Source organism: Enterobacter soli ATCC BAA-2102, from assembly GCF_001654845.1.
Lineage (GTDB): Bacteria > Pseudomonadota > Gammaproteobacteria > Enterobacterales > Enterobacteriaceae > Enterobacter > Enterobacter soli.
This window is the reverse complement of record NZ_LXES01000003.1, coordinates 152453-167396: the sequence shown is the minus strand read 5'-3', so window position 1 is coordinate 167396 and position 14944 is coordinate 152453. Positions and strand designations below refer to the sequence as shown.

Annotated in this window: 19 protein-coding genes; 9 read left to right on the top strand and 10 right to left on the bottom strand. The window is 55.3% G+C overall.

The window, feature by feature from the left end:
- Nucleotides 1-16 precede the first annotated feature (16 nt).
- The 5 genes from citD to citG are packed head-to-tail and all read left to right on the top strand — an operon-like array spanning nt 17 to nt 4033.
- Complete coding sequence (gene citD, locus M987_RS01705) at nt 17-310, top strand: citrate lyase acyl carrier protein (RefSeq protein WP_014071715.1); 294 nt, start codon at nt 17-19, stop codon at nt 308-310.
- Nucleotides 307-1182 carry a citrate (pro-3S)-lyase subunit beta gene (gene citE, locus M987_RS01700; protein ID WP_014071714.1) on the top strand — a complete coding sequence of 292 codons (876 nt, stop codon included), beginning with the start codon at nt 307-309 and terminating at the stop codon, nt 1180-1182. The genes citD and citE overlap by 4 nt, the downstream gene beginning before the upstream one ends.
- Nucleotides 1183-1192: 10 nt before the next feature.
- Nucleotides 1193-2716: a citrate lyase subunit alpha gene (gene citF, locus M987_RS01695; RefSeq protein ID WP_014071713.1), complete on the top strand. Its 1524-nt coding sequence runs from the start codon at nt 1193-1195 to the stop codon at nt 2714-2716.
- Nucleotides 2713-3252 carry a citrate lyase holo-[acyl-carrier protein] synthase gene (gene citX / locus M987_RS01690; protein WP_014071712.1) on the top strand — a complete coding sequence of 180 codons (540 nt, stop codon included), beginning with the start codon at nt 2713-2715 and terminating at the stop codon, nt 3250-3252. The genes citF and citX overlap by 4 nt, the downstream gene beginning before the upstream one ends.
- A complete protein-coding gene (gene citG, locus M987_RS01685) occupies nt 3230-4033 on the top strand; it encodes a triphosphoribosyl-dephospho-CoA synthase CitG (RefSeq protein ID WP_014071711.1) in 804 nt (267 codons plus the stop codon). Before citX ends, citG begins: the two co-directional genes overlap by 23 nt.
- A gap of 82 nt (nt 4034-4115) precedes the next feature.
- On the opposite strand, the gene M987_RS01680 is transcribed toward citG, so the two are convergent.
- From M987_RS01680 to mutY, 4 genes are all read right to left on the bottom strand, one after another.
- Nucleotides 4116-5372, bottom strand: a complete 1257-nt coding sequence (locus M987_RS01680; protein WP_014071710.1) for a nucleoside permease — start codon at nt 5370-5372, stop codon at nt 4116-4118.
- A gap of 221 nt (nt 5373-5593) precedes the next feature.
- Nucleotides 5594-6670, bottom strand: a complete 1077-nt coding sequence (mltC, locus tag M987_RS01675) for a membrane-bound lytic murein transglycosylase MltC (RefSeq protein ID WP_041162124.1) — start codon at nt 6668-6670, stop codon at nt 5594-5596.
- A gap of 125 nt (nt 6671-6795) precedes the next feature.
- The gene (locus tag M987_RS01670) at nt 6796-7068 is read right to left on the bottom strand and encodes an oxidative damage protection protein (protein ID WP_013098674.1); all 273 of its coding nucleotides are present in this window, start codon (nt 7066-7068) and stop codon (nt 6796-6798) included.
- Nucleotides 7069-7094: 26 nt separating this feature from the next.
- On the bottom strand, nt 7095-8147 hold the full coding sequence (gene mutY / locus M987_RS01665) for an A/G-specific adenine glycosylase (RefSeq protein ID WP_014071708.1): 1053 nt from the start codon (nt 8145-8147) through the stop codon (nt 7095-7097).
- 144 nt (nt 8148-8291) lie between these two features.
- Between mutY and trmB the strand changes: the two genes are divergently transcribed.
- Genes trmB through M987_RS01650 form a run of 3 tightly spaced genes read left to right on the top strand, consistent with a single transcriptional unit; the run spans nt 8292 to nt 10110 of the window.
- Entirely contained in the window at nt 8292-9011 is a 720-nt protein-coding gene (gene trmB, locus M987_RS01660) for a tRNA (guanosine(46)-N7)-methyltransferase TrmB (protein ID WP_014071707.1), read from the top strand.
- The gene (locus M987_RS01655; RefSeq protein WP_014071706.1) at nt 9011-9337 is read left to right on the top strand and encodes a YggL family protein; all 327 of its coding nucleotides are present in this window, start codon (nt 9011-9013) and stop codon (nt 9335-9337) included. The genes trmB and M987_RS01655 overlap by 1 nt, the downstream gene beginning before the upstream one ends.
- 53 nt (nt 9338-9390) lie before the next feature.
- The gene (locus M987_RS01650; protein ID WP_014071705.1) at nt 9391-10110 is read left to right on the top strand and encodes a YggN family protein; all 720 of its coding nucleotides are present in this window, start codon (nt 9391-9393) and stop codon (nt 10108-10110) included.
- 60 nt (nt 10111-10170) lie between these two features.
- Here M987_RS01650 and M987_RS01645 read toward each other — a convergent pair whose 3' ends face one another.
- Genes M987_RS01645 through M987_RS01620 form a run of 6 tightly spaced genes read right to left on the bottom strand, consistent with a single transcriptional unit; the run spans nt 10171 to nt 13910 of the window.
- Nucleotides 10171-10533: an endonuclease domain-containing protein gene (locus M987_RS01645; protein ID WP_014071704.1), complete on the bottom strand. Its 363-nt coding sequence runs from the start codon at nt 10531-10533 to the stop codon at nt 10171-10173.
- A gap of 56 nt (nt 10534-10589) precedes the next feature.
- Nucleotides 10590-11738, bottom strand: coding sequence for a radical SAM family heme chaperone HemW (gene hemW, locus M987_RS01640; RefSeq protein ID WP_014071703.1), 1149 nt, complete (start codon nt 11736-11738; stop codon nt 10590-10592).
- Nucleotides 11731-12324, bottom strand: coding sequence for an XTP/dITP diphosphatase (locus tag M987_RS01635; RefSeq protein WP_014071702.1), 594 nt, complete (start codon nt 12322-12324; stop codon nt 11731-11733). The genes hemW and M987_RS01635 overlap by 8 nt, the downstream gene beginning before the upstream one ends.
- A 3-nt stretch (nt 12325-12327) precedes the next feature.
- Nucleotides 12328-12624, bottom strand: coding sequence for a DUF167 family protein YggU (gene yggU / locus M987_RS01630; RefSeq protein WP_014071701.1), 297 nt, complete (start codon nt 12622-12624; stop codon nt 12328-12330).
- Nucleotides 12621-13187, bottom strand: a complete 567-nt coding sequence (locus tag M987_RS01625) for a YggT family protein (protein ID WP_014071700.1) — start codon at nt 13185-13187, stop codon at nt 12621-12623. The genes yggU and M987_RS01625 overlap by 4 nt, the downstream gene beginning before the upstream one ends.
- Before the next feature lie 18 nt (nt 13188-13205).
- Nucleotides 13206-13910: a YggS family pyridoxal phosphate-dependent enzyme gene (locus M987_RS01620; RefSeq protein ID WP_014071699.1), complete on the bottom strand. Its 705-nt coding sequence runs from the start codon at nt 13908-13910 to the stop codon at nt 13206-13208.
- A 17-nt stretch (nt 13911-13927) separates the two neighbouring features.
- Here M987_RS01620 and M987_RS01615 point away from each other — a divergent pair, with 17 nt between their 5' ends.
- Entirely contained in the window at nt 13928-14935 is a 1008-nt protein-coding gene (locus M987_RS01615) for a type IV pilus twitching motility protein PilT (RefSeq protein ID WP_041162122.1), read from the top strand.
- The last annotated feature ends 9 nt before the right edge of the window (nt 14936-14944 follow it).

Here is a 14944-nt window from a genome sequence, read left to right as displayed (position 1 = left end):
CTCTCAGGAATTTATCATGAAAATTGTAAGGGAGGCGCTGGCCGGAACGCAGGAGTCCAGCGACCTGATGGTGAAAATCGCTCCCGCTCACGGCGAGCTGGAGATTGTCATCCACAGTGAAGTGATCAAGCAGTTTGGCGAACAGATCCGCCAGGTCGTCGATGAGACATTACGCGCGATGAACGTGCAGCAGGGATTGATCATTGTTGAAGATAAAGGGGCGCTGGACTGTGTGATCCGCGCCCGTCTGCAAAGCGCGATTATGCGCGCCGCAGAAGAACAAACCATCAACTGGGGAGCGCTGAAATGAGCAAACTCCGTCGCAGTATGCTGTTCCTGCCGGGGGCGAATGCCGCCATGCTCTCAACGGCGTTTATCTACCGTCCTGACTCCATCATGTTCGACCTTGAGGATGCGGTGGCGTTACGCGAGAAAGACACCGCGCGCCTGCTGGTCTTCCACGCGCTACAACACCCGATGTATCAGGATATCGAAACCGTGGTGCGTATTAACCCACTGAGCACGCCGTTTGGCTTGCTGGATCTGGAAGCCGCCGTGCATGCCGGTGTGGACGTGATCCGTCTGCCTAAAACCGATACGCCTGACGATATTGCTGAACTTGAAGGCCACCTGGAGCGCATCGAGCGCGAATGCGGGCGTGAAGTGGGGTCTACCCGCGTGATGGCAGCCATTGAATCGGCTATTGGGGTCATTAACGCCGTGGCGATTGCCCGCAGCTCCCCGCGTTTAATCGGTATCGCGCTGGCGGCCTTTGACTACGTGATGGACATGCAAACCGAGCGCGGTGACGGCACCGAGCTGTTCTACGCCCGTTGTGCCGTGCTGCATGCGGCGCGCGCCGCGGGCATCGACGCCTTTGATGTGGTGTGGTCAGACGTAAACGACGAAGCCGGGTTCCTGCGTGAAGTGGAACTGATCCGCAAGATGGGTTTCAACGGCAAATCGCTGATTAACCCGCGCCAGATTGACCTGCTGCACAATGCCTATGCGCCAACCCAGCAGGAAGTGGATCACGCCAGACGGGTGATCGAAGCAGCAGAAGAGGGCGAACGTAACGGCCTGGGCGTGGTATCGCTCAACGGCAAAATGGTCGATGCCCCGATTATTAACCACGCGCAGATGGTGCTGGAACGCGCGGCGGCCTCCGGCGTGCGTCGTTAAGGATTACAAAATGAATCAGACAGAACTTCTCCATGTGAATTTTCCCCATCTGCGGGCGTTAGCCCCTTTCGATACCGCCCATAGCGCGACGCCGTGGCTGAACAGCCCGGAAGAGAAGCATACCCGTAAGCTGTGCGCATCCGTTGAAGAGGCGGTGTTACGCAGCGGCTTGCAGGACGGCATGACCATTTCGTTTCACCATGCGTTTCGCGAAGGCGACCGGGTGATCAACACCGTGGTGGCCCTGCTGGCGAAGATGGGCTTCAAAAACCTGACCCTGGCCTCCAGCTCGCTGATGACCTGTAATGATGCGCTGATTGAATATATTCAAAGCGGGGTGATCAGCCGTATTTACACCTCCGGGATGCGCGGCAAGCTGGCAGATGCCATCTCTCACGGGCTGATGGACGAGCCGGTGCAAATCCACTCCCACGGTGGACGCGTCAAATTATTGCAGGACGGGGAGCTGAATATCGACGTTGCGTTCCTCGGCGTGCCGTGCAGCGATGAATTTGGTAACGCCAACGGCACGCAGGGGAAATCGAGCTGCGGTTCGCTGGGTTACGCCATGGTGGACGCCCACTTTGCCCGTAAAGTGGTGCTGCTGGCCGAAGAGCTGGTGCCATTCCCCAATATGCCCGCCAGCCTGGTGCAGGATCAGGTGGACTACATCGTGCAGGTCGAGAGCGTGGGCGACCCGGCCAAAATCAGCGTCGGCGCCGCGCGCGTGACCAGTAATCCGCGCGAGCTGATGATTGCCCGCTATGCGGCGGATGTGATTGAACACTCCGGCTATTTCAAACCGGGTTTCTCCATGCAGACCGGTTCCGGCGCGGCGGCCACCGCCTGCACGCGCTTTATGGAAGAGAAGATGGAACGCAGCGGCGTGAAAGCACGCTTTGCGCTCGGCGGGATCACCGGCAGCCTGGTGGATCTGCACGAAAAAGGGCTGATTGAAAAGCTGCTTGATACCCAGTGTTTTGACGGGCAGGCGGCGGCATCGCTGGCGCACAACCCGAATCACGTTGAGATTTCCACCAACGTCTACGCCAACCCCGGCAGCAAAGCCGCATGTTGTGACCAGCTTGACGTTGTCATCCTTAGTGCTCTGGAAATTGACGTCGATTTTAACGTGAACGTGATCACCGGCTCTGACGGGGTGATGCGCGGGGCATCTGGCGGGCACTGCGATGTTGCCGCGGCGGCGAACCTGACGATTGTGGTAGCGCCGCTGTTACGTAGCCGTATTCCGACGGTGGTGAAGCGCGTGACCACTCGCCTGACGCCGGGGGAGAGCATCGATGTGTTAGTCACTGACCACGGTATTGCGGTCAACCCGGCGCGCCCGGAGATCCGTGAGCGTCTGCTTGAGGCCGGGCTGAAAATCGTCGATATCGATGCGCTGTACGAGCGGGCTATCTCGCTGACAGGTGTGCCAAAAGCGATTGAATTTACCGACAAAATTGTGGGTGTGATCCGCTACCGCGACGGCAGTGTGATCGACACCGTCAGACAGGTGAAGGAGTCATCATGACAACAGCGACACCCGTGCAGGCGGGTGTCAGCCTGGAAGCGTTGCTGGCGGCGAAAGAGCGTCGCGCAGCACGCCAGGCTGACTGGCTTGCGCACTATCAACAACCGGTGATTTCGCTCACTCTGGTCACGCCGGGTGAAATCAAAGACAGCCTGCGTTATCGCAATACGATGGGCGTGGCGCTCCAGATGTGCGATCAACTGCTGTGGGAGAACCGCTGGCAGGTGCTCGACCGTCAGGTTTTGTGGCTGCCGACAGGGCCAGAGGCACTGTGGTGTGTGGCCCATCAGGCGGCGGAAATGAAAGCCCACTGTGCAGAGCTGGAACAGACGCATCCGCTCGGCAGGCTCTGGGATCTGGATGTGATTTGCCCCCAAAACGGCCATGTTGGACGGGTATCGTTAGGCGCGAATATGCGCCGTTGCCTGATATGTGATGAACCGGCCCACGCCTGTTCCCGTTCGCGAAATCATCCTGTTGAACAGGTGACGGCTCGCGTGGAGAAGATGATTGATGACTGGTTTGCTCGCGACTAAACCGCGCCAGTGCGATGTGCCCGGGCTGGCGGAAGAGGCGCTCTGGCAGGAGCTGGAGCTGACGCCCAAGCCGGGGCTGGTGGATAAGCTCAATAACGGTTCCCATCGCGATATGGACCACGCCCTGTTTGCCCGCAGCATTGCGGCAATTACGCCGTGGTTTACGCGCTTTGCCGCGCTGGGCGATGCCCATGCCGGTAAACCTGTGGCAGAACAGCTGCGTCTTATCCGCCCGATGGGCATGGCCTGCGAACAGGCGATGTATACCGCAACGGGTGGAGTGAACACCCACAAAGGCGGGATTTTTGCCCTCGGCCTGCTCTGTTTTGCTTCCGGACGGGTGAAAAATGTGAGCGCACAGAGCCTGTGCTGTGAGGTGAGTAACATCTGTTGTGGGCTGGTGGCGCGCGAGCTGACAGAGCGCAGCGGGCAGGCGACGGCGGGCGAGCGGCAGTTTCGATTGTATGGCTTAACCGGCGCGCGCGGTGAGGCCGAAAGCGGTTTTTCAACGGTACGCAACGCACTGGCGAAGTGGCGCGGGCGTTCGCTTCATGAGTTGCTGCTAGGCCTGATGGCGATAAATCAGGACAGTAATCTGGTATCGCGCGGCGGTATCGACGGGCTGCGCTACGTGCAGGGCTACGCGCGGGAATTAATCGCCAATGGCTGGGATCGTGACGCGCTGCTTAAAATGGATAACGCGTTGATTGAACGGAACCTGAGCCCGGGAGGCAGTGCGGATTTGCTGTCTGTGGGGTGGGTGCTTTCTGCAATAAAATAGCCGGGTGGCACTAACGCTTACCCGGCCTATTCTCTGTGTTTTTGTAGGCCCGGTAAGGCGAAGCCGCCACCGGGCACCACAATTAATGCGCAATCGGCTGCGCACCGTCTGGCACGCGAACGTGCTTGTACTTGAACAGCGCGATAAACGCGAAGAACAGTACCAGTGAGTACGCGGCGAAGATGAGCCACACTGGTTGCCAGTTAGTGATACCGTTGGTGGTGTACATCTCAACCACTTTACCGCTCACCACACCACCCAGAATACAGCCGAAGCCGTTGGTCATCATCAGGAACATACCCTGTGCACTGGCGCGGATTTCAGGCTTCACTTCTTTTTCCACAAACACGGAACCTGAAATGTTGAAGAAGTCGAAGGCGCAGCCGTAAACAATCATCGACAGAACCAGCAGCACGGTGCCGAACGGGCTTGGGTCGCCGTAAGCGAACAGGCCGAAGCGCAACATCCAGGCCGCGATACTGATAAGCATCACGTTCTTGATACCGTAGCGGCTCAGGAAGAACGGGATGGTCAGGATGAACAGCGTTTCAGAGATCTGAGAGATAGACATCATCACCGACGCGTGTTCAACGATAAAGCTACCGGAGAACAGCGGGTTGTTATCGAAGCTGTGCAGGAAGGTGTTGCCGAACATGTTGGTGATTTGCAGTTCCGCACCCAGCAGCATGGAGAAGATAAAGAAAATCGCCATGCGTTTGTTTTTGAACAGTGCAAATGCATCCAGGCCCAGCATGGTGCTCCAGCTCTGGTTTTTCTGCTGGTTAGACACCGGAATGTGCGGCAGGGTGAGGGTGAAGATCGCCAGCACAACAGACAGCGCAGCACCGATATAGAGCTGCATATGGCTCAGTTCGAAGCCCGCGAAGCTCACGCCCCACATCGCCATGATAAAGCCGATAGTGCCCCAGATACGGATTGGCGGGAAATCAGTCACGATATCCATACCGTTTGATTTCAGGCGGTAGTAGGAGATGGTGTTGATAAGGCCAAGCGTTGGCATATAGGCCAGCGAGTTAAGCAGGATCACCATGAACATCGCGCCAGGCGTGGTGACTTCGGCTGCCATAAACAGCGTCCCCGCACCCACCAGATGACAAAGCATGTACAGCCATTTTGCGCTTAACCATTTGTCCGCCACGATACCCAGCAGCGTTGGCATGAAGACAGCCGCAATACCGAGCGAGCTGTAAACGGCACCGATAGACGCACCATCGAACTTGAGCGTCACAAACATATAGGAGCCGAGTGTAGTCAGCCAGCTACCCCACAGGCAGAACTGCAGAAACGACAAGATTTTAAGCTGCAGCTTAAGGTTCATGTTACTTTCCTCACAAGTGAGCGGGAGATATGTTGTTATAGAAACATTCAGGGTTGGTATTTGATGCAATTCTATCAGCAGGCAACGATATGTTTTGTTACCTCCCGCAAAAAAATGCAATCCACATTAATTTGCAGTTTGGATTGTGATGCAAATAACATTTTCGTATGGATGGGTTCTTTTTACCCTCTCCCCTTGGGGGAGAGGGCAGGGTGAGGGGACTAGCGGCGACGGTAGTTCTTCTGCGCCGTATTCACCTTATACAGATAACGACGAGATTCCGCCGACGGGTGGCGGGAGGTCAGCGTCGAATAGACATCACCCGGTGCCATGCTGTTGATGATGTTTGCCGCCTGCACTTTGTCACTCGAGAACACGCGCAGCACGCTACCCGCACCGCCGTTGTACGCGGTGATCACCGCATAGCGACGTGAGGTTGGGTTATCAATTCCGCCCAGATAGACATTGTTCAGCATCGCCAGATACGCCGTGCCGGTGTCAATGTTGCTTTGCGGATCGAACAGGTAGCTACGGCTTGGCGTACCCGATTTCCCTTGTGAACGGAAAACGTCTTTCCCGGCGCTGTGCTGGACAACTTGCATCAGGCCTAACGCATCAGAACGGCTTACGGCGTAAGGGTTGAAGGAGGACTCGGTCTGCATAATCGCCAGAATCAGCGACTCATCCACGCCGTATTTCCGCGACGCCTGACGCACCATGCCCACGTATTTATGCGCACGTTTATCAAGGTGGTTTGGCACCAGATTGATGGTCACGCTGTAAATAATGCGCAGCCCGTTAGTCCGGCTTTTCAGACGCGTTTGCAGCAGGTAGTCGGCGAATTTTGTGGCGCGGCCTTCCCAGCGGATCGCCTGGCCGGTCTGATCGACAACCTGACCGTACAGGAACGGTTCTTTGGAGATAGTAATGTCGTCAGCATCGGAGTAGAGGTCGATAGAGCCCGGATCATCGCCCATCAGCAGGGTCTTGATAATTGCCTGGCGTAAGCGTGCGGCAGGTTCAGTGCCCGCGATAGTTTCGACCGTGATCGTACCCTCATCAAAATTGATGTGGCTACGGGTCTGGTAAGCGTCGGTGTACTTAACGTAGTCCTTAGGGCCAGCGATAAGAACTTCGTTAAATCCCCAAATATTTTCGATGTTATGGGCAAATTGCCCCATCAAAATGTCAAAACCGTTGGTGTCCTTTACCCAGGCTTCGTTGTAATCATCGCCTTTTTTAGATGAACAAGACACAAGCAACGGCGCAATAAGAGCTAGCGCTAAAAATTTTTTCATCATTCCGGGAGTGCGTGTTGTGTTTGCTTAGTCGTTGCTTTTGCCCGGTGGCGCTGCGCTTACCCGGCCTACAAAACCGTAGGCCCGCGCAAGCAAAGCGCCACCGGGCACCAGCCCGCAGAATATTATTTTTCCGGTGGCGTATAGCCTTCGATGTGTACGTCTTTACCTTCGAACAGGAAGTTCACCATTTCCTGTTCCAGCAGCTTGCGGTGTTCCGGGTTCATCATGCTGAGTTTTTTCTCGTTAATCAGCATGGTTTGCTTCTTCTGCCATTGTCCCCAGGCTTCTTTGGAGATCTCGTTATAGATGCGCTTGCCTAATTCGCCTGGATAGAGCTGAAAGTCTTGTCCTTCAGCGTCGCGCTGTAAAAAAGTGCAAAAAATGGTTCTGGCCATACTCATTCCTCTTTATCTTGCCGATGCTAAACCATTGCACCGGCACGTAATTGCTGTAACAGACGCTCTACGGGAGCCGCGAGCCCGACTGATGGCGGTTGCGCTAAGTTATACCAGAGAGCCGGGCCTTCATCCATGCACGCGGCAAATGAGGACACGGGAAGCCACATTGGCACAATATCCAGATGGAAATGGCTAAAGGTGTGGCGAAACGCGGTCTGTTGCGTGAGGTTATCGGCAGCAATCCCACGCTGCTTAAGCCATTCCCGTAGCGATGCTTCATCTTCAAATTGTGGGAAGCAGTATAGACCACCCCACAGGCCGCTTGGCGGGCGCTGGGCGAGGAATACGCCATCACCCTGCTGCATCAGCAACATGTAGCCAGTGCGCTCCGGAATCGTCTGTTTCGGTTTTTTGCCCGGGTACTGTGCCCAGCTGTTGTTGGCATACGCCACACAGATATTATTCACCGGGCAGAGTTCGCACTTAGGTCGGGAACGGGTACAGACCATCGCGCCCAAATCCATCATTGCCTGATTAAAACGTTCCACACCTTTCGCCGGGGTAACCTCTTCGCTGATTTCCCACAGACGTTTCTCAACCTCTTTCTTGCCGGGCCAGCCGCCCACGGCATAACAGCGTGCGAGCACGCGCTTGACGTTACCGTCGAGGATCGGGAAATGTTTGCCTAATGACAAAGAGAGGATCGCGCCAGCGGTTGAGCGCCCAACACCGGGTAAGTCTGCAACTTCTTCAAAGGTTTCAGGGAATTTGCCATGATGGCGGGTGGCAACCTGCTGTGCGGCTTTGTGCAGGTTACGCGCACGGGCGTAATAGCCAAGCCCCGTCCACAGGTGCAGCACCTCGTCCAGCGGAGCATTCGCCAGATCGGTCACCGTCGGGAAGCGTGCCATAAAACGCTCAAAGTAAGGAATAACCGTAGCGACCTGCGTTTGTTGCAACATCACTTCGGAGAGCCATACTTTGTAAGGCGTTTTTTCAATTTGCCAGGGCAGGGTTTTACGCCCGTATTTGTCGTACCAGTCCAGCACCTGGGCTGAAAATTGAGAGGCTTGCATGGTTATCGATTCACATAATCAGGGACGCAGATTGCAGCACAGCGTCAATCTGCTGTAAACCGGATCTTTCCCATGCTTGCATAGAAGCCTTAACTTTGGATAATGCCCGTTTCCCGAACATTCTCACAAGCAGACAACTCTTTTATGAAAAACGACGTCATTTCACCGGAATTTGATGAAAACGGCCGCCCGCTGCGCCGTATTCGCAGCTTTGTCCGCCGTCAGGGCCGCCTGACCAAAGGGCAGCAACATGCGCTGGACAACTACTGGCCGGTGATGGGCGTTGAGTTCAGTGAACAGCCTGTTGATTTCGCCGAACTGTTTGGCCGCGAAACCCCGGTTACGCTTGAGATTGGTTTTGGCATGGGCACGTCGCTTGTGACCATGGCCAAAGCGCGCCCGGAGCAGAACTTCCTCGGTATTGAAGTTCACTCGCCGGGCGTGGGTGCGTGTCTGGCGACCGCCCATGAAGAGGGCGTAGAAAACCTGCGCGTGATGTGTCACGACGCGGTTGAAGTGCTGCACAAAATGATTCCTGACAATTCTTTGAACATGGTTCAGCTCTTTTTCCCTGACCCGTGGCACAAAGCACGTCATAATAAACGCCGTATCGTTCAGGCGCAGTTTGCTGAGCTTGTAAAAAGCAAACTTAAACTGGGCGGCGTCTTCCACATGGCGACCGACTGGGAACCTTATGCGGAACATATGCTGGAAGTGATGTCGTCTCTGGACGGGTATAAAAACCAGTCTGAGAGCAACGACTATGTACCGCGCCCGGACTCACGTCCGGTGACGAAATTTGAACAGCGTGGCCATCGTCTTGGTCACGGTGTATGGGACTTAATGTTCGAGAGGGTGAAATAATGGCAAAGAACCGTAGCCGTCGTCTGCGTAAAAAAATGCACATCGAGGAATTCCAGGAAGTCGGTTTCTCTATTGCATGGCGTTTCCCGGAAGGTACAAGCGTAGAGCAAATTGATCAGGACGTTGATGCCTTCATCAGCGACGTGATTGAGCCAAACAAGCTGGCGTTTGACGGCAGTGGTTACCTGGCATGGGAAGGCCTGATTTGCCTGCAAGAAGTGGGTAAATGTACTGAAGAACATCAGGCAGCAGTACGTAAATGGCTTGAAGACCGCAAATTTGAAGACGTGCGCATCAGCGAACTTTTCGATATTTGGTGGGACTAAGTAAGCATCAAGGGGCCAGCATTAGCTGGCCCATTTTGTCTGAGGGAGTTTTTATGATGCGCAAAACGTTGCTGGCTGTTGCTTTAATGGCAACCGGATTCACCGCCCATGCGGAGTACAAATGTGGCGTGACGCCGCGCGACGATGTGGTATTAAGCCCGCAAACCGTGCAGGTTAAAGGCGAAAACGGCAATCTGGTGATTACGCCGGATGGTAACGTAACGTTTAACGGCAAACAGTACAACCTGAGCGCAGCGCAGCGCGAGCAGGCAAAAGATTATCAGGCAGATTTGCGTACCGCACTGCCGTGGATTGATGAAGGTGCGCTGACACGCGTGGAAAAGAGCCGTGTCGCACTGGATAAAATCATCACCAAAGAGGTGGGTGAGAGCAGCAATATGCGTACTCGCCTGACCAAGCTGGACAAACAGCTGAAAGAGCAGATGAACCGTATTATTGAGCATCGCACCGATGGCCTGACGTTCCACTACAAGGCGATTGATCAGGTCCGTGCCGACGGGCAGCAGCTGGTGAATCAGGCGATGGGCGGTATCTTGCAGGACAGCATCAACGAAATGGGCGCCAAAGCCGTGCTGAAAGGCGGCGGAAACCCATTGCAGGGCGTTTTAGGTAGCCTGGGCGGCCTACAGACCTCGATTCAGAACGAATGGAAGAATCAGGAAGATGATTTCCAGCAGTTCGGTAAAGACGTGTGTAAGCGCGTGGTGTCGCTGGAAGACAGCCGTAAGGCGCTGGTGGGGACGCTGAAGTAAACCCCTCACCCCTGACCCTCTCCCCAAAGGGGCGAGGGAATGGTTTGCTCCCTCTCCCTTTCAGGGAGAGGGCCGGGGTGAGGGTAGAAGTGCTTGCAGTGTCTCAAGGATATTTTCTAATACGCCCTCTTCGTTATCCCAGAGCTCGTTGTTCCAGAATCGAATGACGCGCCAGCCTTGTTGATTTAACCAGATCGTTCTTTGCCAATCATATCCCTGCTTTTCATCATGTTGCCCACCATCCAGCTCGATTGCCAGACGTGCTTCGCAACAGGCAAAATCCAGAATGTAATGACCCACGGGGTGTTGCCGACGGAATTTATAGTGAGAGAAGCGACGGCTACGTAATAAATACCAGAGCCGTTTTTCTTCCATTGTGAGCTCGTGTCTGAGCTGTTTTGCATAAGAACGAATAATATCCATCCCCACACTCTGCCAGCCTTTCTATCAGCTGGCAGAACGGGATGCAAAATCCTGAATCAGCGTTCAGGATCTTCGGCGAGGAACAGCTCGAGTAGGGAGTTTAAGAACAGTTTTCCATGCTCAGTTATCTGCCAGAAATCATCGCACTCGGTGAGATACTTCTGTGCCAGCGCTTCGTCAATCTGCGGGCGTATAACCGACTCCGGCAACCCGGTGTACAGCGTAAACTCCGCACGCGGCGCGGCTTCCAACAGGCGGAAGCGGTTCATAAAGAACTCGAACGGTTTATCAGCCGCCTCAACATCGTGACTGCGCTCCAGGTAACGCCCCTCCATAAACCCGCGCGGATGACGCGTCTTGGCGGTACGCAGAATGCGCCCGTCCGGGAAGGTCACTTTACCGTGCGCACCGCAGCCAATACCCAGGTAATCACCAAATCGCCAGTAGTTCAGGTTGTGCTGACACTGGTAGCCTGGCTTCGCATAGGCGGAGGTTTCGTACTGCTGATAGCCAGCGGCGGTCAGCAACTGATGCCCCTGCTCAAAGATATCCCACAGCGCGTCGTCATCCGGCAGCACCGGCGGGCGGGAGCCAAACAGCGTGTTTGGTTCAATGGTCAGCTGATACCAGGAGAGATGCGGCGGGTTCAGCGCAATGGCCTGGCGCAGGTCGTCCAGCGCCTCTTCCAGGGACTGATCCGGCAGGCCGTGCATCAAATCGAGGTTAAAACTGCGAAGACCCAGGCCTGTTGCCAGGTTTGCCGCGCGTTTTGCTTCTTCCGGGCCGTGAATACGTCCCAGACGTTTTAATTTTGGCTCGCTAAAACTCTGTACGCCGATGGAAATACGGTTCACACCCGCACGCTGATACTCGACAAAACGGTCAGCTTCAACGGTTCCGGGGTTGGCTTCCATTGTAATTTCAGCATCCGCTGCCAGATTGAGGCGCGCTCGCACGCCATCCAGCAGCGTTTGCATTGCCGGGCCTGACAGCAGGCTCGGCGTACCGCCACCAATAAAAATGGTCTTAACTTCACGTCCCTGTGCGTAAGGCACGTCGGCATCCAGGTCAGCCAGCAGATGCGCAACGTAATCGTCATGCGGTACTTCGCCTTTCAGCGCATGAGAGTTGAAATCGCAGTACGGGCATTTCTGCACGCACCACGGGATATGAATATAAAGACTCAAAGGTGGCAAATTAGCCATTACGTAATGCTTCCAGTAACAGTTTCAGCGCGCGTCCACGGTGGGAAATCGCGCTTTTCTCTTCGCGGGTCAGTTCCGCAGCGGTTTTGCCCTCGGTCGGGACAAAGAAAATCGGGTCATAGCCAAAGCCGCCGTTGCCTGCCGCTTCGCGGGTAATCACACCCGGCCAGCTGCCGTGGCAGACGATTGGCGTAGGGTCTTCCGCATGGCGCATATACACCAGCACGCAGTGGAACTGTGCCTGGCGCTTTTCGTCAGGAACATCTTTCAGGGCGACAAGCAGCTTTTCCAGATTCTGCTGGTCAGTGGCATCAACGCCTGAATAACGCGCGGAATAGATCCCCGGCGCACCACCCAGAAAATCAACAGCCAGGCCAGAGTCATCGGCAATGGCGGGCAGGCCGGTCACCTGTGCCGCGTGGCGCGCTTTCAGGATCGCGTTTTCAATAAATGTCAGGCCTGTCTCTTCAGCGGACTCTACGCCCAGTTCTGTCTGCGCAACGACATCCAGACCAAAATCATTCAACAGCGAGGCCAGCTCGCGAACTTTACCGGCGTTACCGGTAGCGAGAACAACTTTCTGCATCGTTTATTCCTGTTCTTTCAGAGCCGCGACTTCCGTCGGGATGGATTGCGGATCGAGGATTTTTACCTGTTTATGGCGCCCAAGTTCACCCTTTTCAATGATGACCTGACTTTTAGCAACGCGAAACTGTTTAGCCAGATATTTGGTCAGATGCGCATTCGCCTGGCCATCAACGGGTGGGGCGGTGATGGCGACTTTTAATTCGTCGCCATGCAGTCCAACAATACTATCGCGGCTGGCTTTCGGTTGAATATACAACCGTAAAACCAGCCCATCGGCGCAGGTGCTTACTGCACTCATAACGCCATCCACAGCCCCGGCAGCAGCATGTTGCCCGTAGCCTGTAGCAGCTCGGTGATACCCATGTTGATGACGTACAACAGCAACACCAGAATCATCGGTGAAAAGTCGATACCGCCCATCGAAGGCAACAGACTGCGGATCGGGCGCAGCAGCGGCTCGGCAAGCTGAATCAGGGCATATTCCACCGGACTACGGCCCTGGCTCACCCAGCTCATGATTGCCATCACCAGCAAGACCCAGAAGATCAACAACCCGATGGTTTTGACCAGAATCAGAACGGCGGCGATCCAGATAATCGGCTGGAACGTCACCACCATAAACAGCACGATGGCCTTAATGACGCTGAGTATAAAAGCGACCAGTAAAGAGGCGCTGTCAATTGGGCCCATCGCCGGGATCACACGGCGCAGCGGCCCCACTACAGGTTGCGTGATTTTCACAACAAACTGCGAGAAGGGATTATAAAAATCACAACGCGCCCACTGCATCCAGACGCGCAGTAAAAGCGCCATCGTATACAGTTCAATCACCGTTGAGAGCAGGAAAGTCAACGTCTTCATGGCGTTCCTCAGGTTTCCTTATTTTTGGGGGTAATCGCGCGCACCGAAAATAGCTGTGCCAATGCGCACCATAGTGCTGCCTGCCGCAATTGCGGCTTCCATATCGTCCGACATGCCCAGAGAAAGCGTGTCTACCGTGGAGTAGCGCGCTTTAAGCGCCTCAAATGCTACAGCCATTTGCTGTGCCACGGCAAACTGCCTTTCGTAACTTGACTCAGGCGCCGGGATGGCCATTAATCCGCGCAGGGTTAACCCGGGCAGCGCGGCCACCTCTGCCGCCAACGTATCCAGCTCGTTTAGCGCGATGCCTGACTTGCTGTTTTCGTCACTGATATTGATTTGAATCAGCACGTTAAGTGGCGCAAGCTCGGCTGGACGTTGCTCGTTGAGACGGGTCGCAATCCGCAGGCGGTCAAGGGTATGACACCAGTCAAAGTGCTCAGCAACCAGACGGCTTTTGTTCGACTGCAATGGGCCAATAAAGTGCCATTGCAGGTCGCTATTTCCCAATTCCTGGAAATAGCGAATTTTGTCCACGCCCTCCTGCACGTAGTTTTCACCAAACGCGCGATGGCCAGCGGTAATCGCTTCTGCGATGGCGCTCGCAGGCTTGGTTTTGCTCACTGCAAGTAACGTAACTTCTTCTGGAGCACGGCCGCAACGCGTTGCAGCGGCTGAGATTTTGTCCCGGACCTGTGCCAGGTTATGCGCAATGTCGTTCATTTTCCAAGGAGAGTCGTGTGGTGATGGAAGAAATGGTGGCCCTTAGTGTAAAGCATAACGTGTCGGATCTACACCTGTGCAGTGATTCACCGCCACGCTGGCGCAGGGCTGGTACTCTTGAACCTGCGCCATTCCCGCCGCCGGATATTACGCAGCTATTAAAAACGTGGCTTAACGACGAACAACAGGGGACCTGGTGGGCAAACGGGCAGGTCGATTTTGCCGTGACGCTCGCCAGCCAGCAGCGTTTACGCGGCAGCGCATTCAGCCACATTAACGGTACCTCACTCACGCTCAGACTCTTGCCAGCAAACTGCCCGCAGCTTTCGGCGCTGGGGGCGCCGCGTACGCTCCCGGTACTGCTGGACAAAGACAGCGGTCTGATTCTGGTGACGGGAGCAACCGGAAGTGGCAAATCCACTACGCTTGCGGCAATGGTGGACCATCTTAACCGCCACTACGATAAACACATTTTGACGCTGGAAGACCCGGTTGAGTTTATTTATCAAAGCGATCGCTGTCTTATCCATCAGCGGGAGATAGGTCAGCACTGCCCTTCATTTGCAGAGGCGCTTCGCGCCGCATTACGTGAAGATCCTGACGTGATTTTATTAGGGGAGCTTCGCGACAGCGAAACGATCAGGCTGGCCCTTACGGCGGCGGAGACTGGCCATCTGGTACTGGCAACGCTGCATACGCGTGGGGCAGCGCAGGCAATAGAGCGCCTGGTCGATACCTTTCCGGCACAGGAAAAAGACCCGGTGCGTAATCAACTGGCGGGTAGTCTGCGCGCAGTGCTGGCGCAAAAGCTTTGTCGGGACGTCCAGGGAGGACGCGTGGCGCTGTACGAACTGCTGGTGAATACCTCAGCGGCAGCAAACCTTATCCGCGAGGGCAAAACCTGGCAGTTGCCCGGTATTATCCAGACCGGGCAACAGGCAGGGATGCAGAATTTTGACCAAAGCTTTGCTGAGCGCAGAGCGCAGGGGCGGCTTCACGAAAGGTCAGTCGTTGCGTCGGGTTGACCTTGTTTC

Excerpts from the sequence above, each read along its gene's own strand:
- yggU (WP_014071701.1), bottom strand. The coding sequence starts at position 12,624 with ATGAGTGCAGTAAGCACCTGCGCCGATGGGCTGGTTTTACGGTTGTAT.
- M987_RS01650 (WP_014071705.1), top strand. The coding sequence starts at position 9,391 with ATGATGCGCAAAACGTTGCTGGCTGTTGCTTTAATGGCAACCGGATTC.
- M987_RS01625 (WP_014071700.1), bottom strand. The coding sequence starts at position 13,187 with ATGAAGACGTTGACTTTCCTGCTCTCAACGGTGATTGAACTGTATACG.
- citX (WP_014071712.1), top strand. The coding sequence starts at position 2,713 with ATGACAACAGCGACACCCGTGCAGGCGGGTGTCAGCCTGGAAGCGTTG.
- trmB (WP_014071707.1), top strand. The coding sequence starts at position 8,292 with ATGAAAAACGACGTCATTTCACCGGAATTTGATGAAAACGGCCGCCCG.
- citE (WP_014071714.1), top strand. The coding sequence starts at position 307 with ATGAGCAAACTCCGTCGCAGTATGCTGTTCCTGCCGGGGGCGAATGCC.
- M987_RS01655 (WP_014071706.1), top strand. The coding sequence starts at position 9,011 with ATGGCAAAGAACCGTAGCCGTCGTCTGCGTAAAAAAATGCACATCGAG.
- M987_RS01645 (WP_014071704.1), bottom strand. The coding sequence starts at position 10,533 with ATGGATATTATTCGTTCTTATGCAAAACAGCTCAGACACGAGCTCACA.
- citD (WP_014071715.1), top strand. The coding sequence starts at position 17 with ATGAAAATTGTAAGGGAGGCGCTGGCCGGAACGCAGGAGTCCAGCGAC.
- mutY (WP_014071708.1), bottom strand. The coding sequence starts at position 8,147 with ATGCAAGCCTCTCAATTTTCAGCCCAGGTGCTGGACTGGTACGACAAA.
- hemW (WP_014071703.1), bottom strand. The coding sequence starts at position 11,738 with ATGGCTAATTTGCCACCTTTGAGTCTTTATATTCATATCCCGTGGTGC.
- citG (WP_014071711.1), top strand. The coding sequence starts at position 3,230 with ATGACTGGTTTGCTCGCGACTAAACCGCGCCAGTGCGATGTGCCCGGG.
- M987_RS01670 (WP_013098674.1), bottom strand. The coding sequence starts at position 7,068 with ATGGCCAGAACCATTTTTTGCACTTTTTTACAGCGCGACGCTGAAGGA.
- mltC (WP_041162124.1), bottom strand. The coding sequence starts at position 6,670 with ATGAAAAAATTTTTAGCGCTAGCTCTTATTGCGCCGTTGCTTGTGTCT.
- M987_RS01620 (WP_014071699.1), bottom strand. The coding sequence starts at position 13,910 with ATGAACGACATTGCGCATAACCTGGCACAGGTCCGGGACAAAATCTCA.
- M987_RS01635 (WP_014071702.1), bottom strand. The coding sequence starts at position 12,324 with ATGCAGAAAGTTGTTCTCGCTACCGGTAACGCCGGTAAAGTTCGCGAG.
- M987_RS01680 (WP_014071710.1), bottom strand. The coding sequence starts at position 5,372 with ATGAACCTTAAGCTGCAGCTTAAAATCTTGTCGTTTCTGCAGTTCTGC.
- citF (WP_014071713.1), top strand. The coding sequence starts at position 1,193 with ATGAATCAGACAGAACTTCTCCATGTGAATTTTCCCCATCTGCGGGCG.